2 protein-coding genes are annotated in these 3915 nt (G+C 64.7%); both read right to left on the bottom strand.

What is annotated here, in order from left to right:
* Nucleotides 1-2905: UvrD-helicase domain-containing protein (locus tag ACEW8G_RS08355; RefSeq protein WP_373487967.1), on the bottom strand; the 2905-nt coding region annotated here is incomplete at its 3' end.
* On the bottom strand, nt 2902-3915 hold a 1014-nt coding region (locus ACEW8G_RS08350; protein WP_373487966.1), incomplete at its 5' end, for a PD-(D/E)XK nuclease family protein. The genes ACEW8G_RS08355 and ACEW8G_RS08350, both read right to left, overlap by 4 nt.

The following is a 3915-nucleotide window of genomic DNA, read 5'->3' as shown; positions in this document are numbered from 1 at the left end:
CCAGCGCTGACGGGGCAAGCGGGGTCGGCGGGCGCTGTTCGGGCGTGGCAGGCTGCAACAGCCAATCTGGCAGCGGCTCAGGCTGCGCACGCGCCTCTCCGGTCGCAACGGAAACGAGACCTGCAGGATGCGCGGCGGCCCCAAACCGGCGGCACGGGCCAGAACCTTCATCAATCCAGTCACAGCCCTGCGCCATGAAAGCACGCTCGATCAGCGCATACCAGCTGAGCTCGGGCGGCGCTTTCGCGCGAGACCCCAAAGTCCCGCCGATGTAAAGCTGCTCCTCGGCGCGGGTCATGGCGACATACAGCAGCCGCCAATGCTCTTCCATGTCGCGCGCCCTTGCTTCGTCGTGCTCTTCGGCGATCACACCAACCCGCTCTGCCTTGCGCAGCGGATACACTGGCAGCGCCAGCGTGTCCGCGCCGGGCGTAAGCACAACATTCCAATCAAAGCTGCTGTCCGGGCTGCGCGTCGGATCAACGCAGCTATCGGCCAGAATGACGATTGGTGCCTGGAGACCCTTTGCGCCATGGACGGTCATCACCCGCACCACACCGTCCTGCCCGGCAAGTTCGCGCTTGATCTCTTCATCCCCGGCATCAAACCAGTGCAGGAACGCCTGCAACCCACCGTCATGTGATTGCGCGAAGGCCTGCGCAATGTTCAGCAACTCAGCAATCGGGTCCAACGCCTCCGCGCCCAGCCGCGCCACCAGCCGCGCCCTGCCCTGAATCGGTCCCGACAGAATTTCCTCAAGGAAGCCATAGGGCGTCTCGAAATCGGCCATCGCCAACAGTGCATAGAGCGGCTCCAGTCGCTGTCTGAACGACGGGTCGGCGTCGCCCTGTGCGCGCAAATGCGGCCACAAGCGCACTTTGGGCTCGCGATGGCCATGCAACAGCAGTTCCTCATGCGTCCAGCCGAGCAGCGGCGAGACCAGCAGACTGGCGCAGGTCAGTTCATCGAGCGGCTGCAAAGCAAAGCGAATCGCCGCGATCAGATCCTGCACCGCCAGCGGCTGGCCGAGCCGCAGCCGGTCGATCCCCGCCACCGGCACGCCTTCTGCATGCAGCCGCCCCACAATCAGCGCCGCCATGTCACCGCGCTTGCGCAACAGGATCATAACATCGCCCGGCCCAGCCCAGCCCGCGCCCTTGCCGCCCGTGCGCTGCAGCCACAGCCGGCCCGGTGATGCCGGATCGAACCAGCCTTTCAGCGTATTTGCGAGCTGCTGCGCGAACACCCGGTCGGTCTTGGTCAGCCATTCATCGGGCGCGTCATCGTCCTCGCCACTGTCGAGATCGCTTTGCGCAACGGGCCGCCACAATTCGACCAGCCCCGCCCCAATGCGCCCCTCATGTCGGGGCAGGCCGTCATCGGTGATCCCCAGCGCAGGCGGCCCAAGCTCATCGAGCACCGCATCGATCAGATCGAGCACCGGCTGGGTCGAGCGGAAGCTACGGTCAAGGCTGAGCTTGGCGAAGGCCTTGCGACCCTTTGCCGCCGATTCGCTGATGCGCTGCCGCGCCGCTGCATAATATTGCGGGCTGGTGCCCTGATAGCCGAAAATCGCCTGCTTGAAATCGCCGACCGTAAACAGCGTGCGCAGCGCGTCGGGCTTGCTGCCGTCGCCTGCAAAGAAATCCTTAATCAGCGCCCAGATGATCGCCCACTGGCGCGTGTTAGTGTCCTGCGATTCATCGACCAGAATGTGATCGAACCTCTGGTCGAGCTTGTAGCGCACCCACTCTGCCATGCCGCTTTGCGCGAGCAGATTGGCGGTGGTGCGGATCAGATCGTCGAAATCGAGCAGCCCGGCCTGGCGCTTAGCCTCGGCGAACTGCCAGGCGAAAGCGCGCCCGACCTCAAGTGCGCGGGTATAGCTCGCGGCAAACGCGATCTGCGCCGCCAGCGCCCTGATCTCAAGGATATCGTTGTAAAGGCTGGACGCCTTGGCCGCATAATCCGGGTCGATCTTGGTAGAAAACGTTTCCCACTTGCGCGGATCGCCATCGGCCTTGGCGACGGTCAGCCAAATCAGGTCGAGATGCTCCAGCCGCTCGTCGGCATCCATGTTGAGCCATTCCGCAATCGCGAGCACCACCTTGCTGCCGGTCGCAGTGTTCCAGCGCGCGTTGCTGTCCTGCAAGGCTTCAAGGTTGGCGATATCGAATTCGGTATCACTGCACAGATCGGCAAGGCCGCCGCCACCCTCATCGCGCGGTAAACCCAGCGCTGCGTTGATATAGGGGCGGATATCGCCCTGCAGCGCGTCCATCGCCTCGGGTGCGGCGGCGCAGCGCATCAGGAATTTTTCGGTGGCCTCGGCGCCCATTCGCAAGCTGAGTTCAGCAAGGTTGCTGGCGAGCCGCGTATCGCCGCGCTCACCGGCCTCAACCAGCATCGCGCCCAAGGTGTCGCGCGCCAGCATGGTGCGGTCGCGGTCCTCGATGGGCCGGAAGCCGGGCACCAGCCCCGCCTCTTCCGGAAAGCTGGCGAGGAGCGACTGGCAAAAGCTGTGAATCGTCTGGATGCGAAGTCCGCCCTGCGGCGCATCTAGCACCCGCGCGAACAAACGGCGTGCGCGCGCCAGGGTCTGCTGATCGGTCGGTGCGCCGATGGCCTTGAGGTCCATCGCCAGCGCGATGTCATCCAGCCGCACCCACGCTGCAAGCTGGGCATTGATGCGGTTGGCCATCTCGCTGGCGCCCGCCTTGGTAAAGGTAAGACACAGGATCGCATCGGGGCTGACCCCAGGTTCCAGCAGCAGACGGAACACCCGCGCGGTAAGCACTTGTGTCTTGCCGGTCCCCGCCGATGCGCTGAGCCAGACCTGGTCGGACGGGGTCACCGCCCGCGCCTGGTCACCATGCAGCGGATGGAGTGTCGATTTGCCGCTCATGATGCGCTGCCCCGCTGGCGGCCATACCATTCACCCAGCCGCATCAGCTGGTCGTATTCAGTAAAGATCGCCTGATCGGGCACCAGCTTCGCGGTGAATGGTTGACGGCCCAATATCCATTCCGCCAGCGCCTCGCGCAAGTAACGCTCGGCGGTAGGCATCATCGCTTCTGCTGCAAGACCGCTGGTCTTGCGTCCCGATTTGACCGGAGTTGCGATATGGCCAAAGCCGGTCTCGCTTTTGGCGTGCTTGGTGAGCGACCAGTATTCAAAGCCGCTGGCGATGCCCGATGGCCCAGGCGTGTCGGTGTGATCCTTATAGCCGCTGCGCTGCGCGATCATGCCGAGCAGGCCAAGCTGCAACGCATAGCCGGCTTCAACCTGCGCGCTGCTCGGCGGCTGGCCGGTCTTGTAGTCCACGATCACCAGCGACCCGTCGGGCATGCGGTCGATGCGGTCGGCCTTGCCGGTGATGGTGATGCCATCGACCACCATGCTGCCCTTGATCTCGGCCGCGACGACCTGCCGCCCCGCCGCTGCCATCTCGCCGGTGCAACATGCAACCCATTGCAGCGCGGCGAGCAGCCTTGGCCGCCACAACGCCGTGATCAGCGGATGGACATTGGCCTCGTCAAGATAACGTTCGGCGCGTCTGGCGAGCAATTCGGGATCAAGACCATCCTCCTTGCGCCATTTCTCGAGGATGGAATGCACTGCCGTCCCGCGCCAGGCTGCGCTCGGCTCTGCATCGACCGGATCAAGCGCGGTGAGGCCAAGGATGCGCCGCGCGTAAAAGGCGAACGGATCGGCACGCAGTCGGTCGAGTTCCGTGACTGAAAGGTTGACCTTGCGCTGATCCGCGCTCGGGTCGGGCGCGGGCTGCGTGATGCGGACCTCGGGCAGGCGCTGGTCGAGCGCGCGCGCCATCGCCAGCACCGACGCATCCTGATCGGCCTTGTCGGCGGACACCGCCTGAAAGCGCAGCAGAAAGCGCGATGCCACGGTCGGCGC

This window comes from Blastomonas sp. (genome assembly GCF_041747255.1).
Classification (GTDB): domain Bacteria; phylum Pseudomonadota; class Alphaproteobacteria; order Sphingomonadales; family Sphingomonadaceae; genus Blastomonas.
Note: the sequence above shows the minus strand (reverse complement) of the source record. Positions and strands in the feature narration are given on the sequence as shown.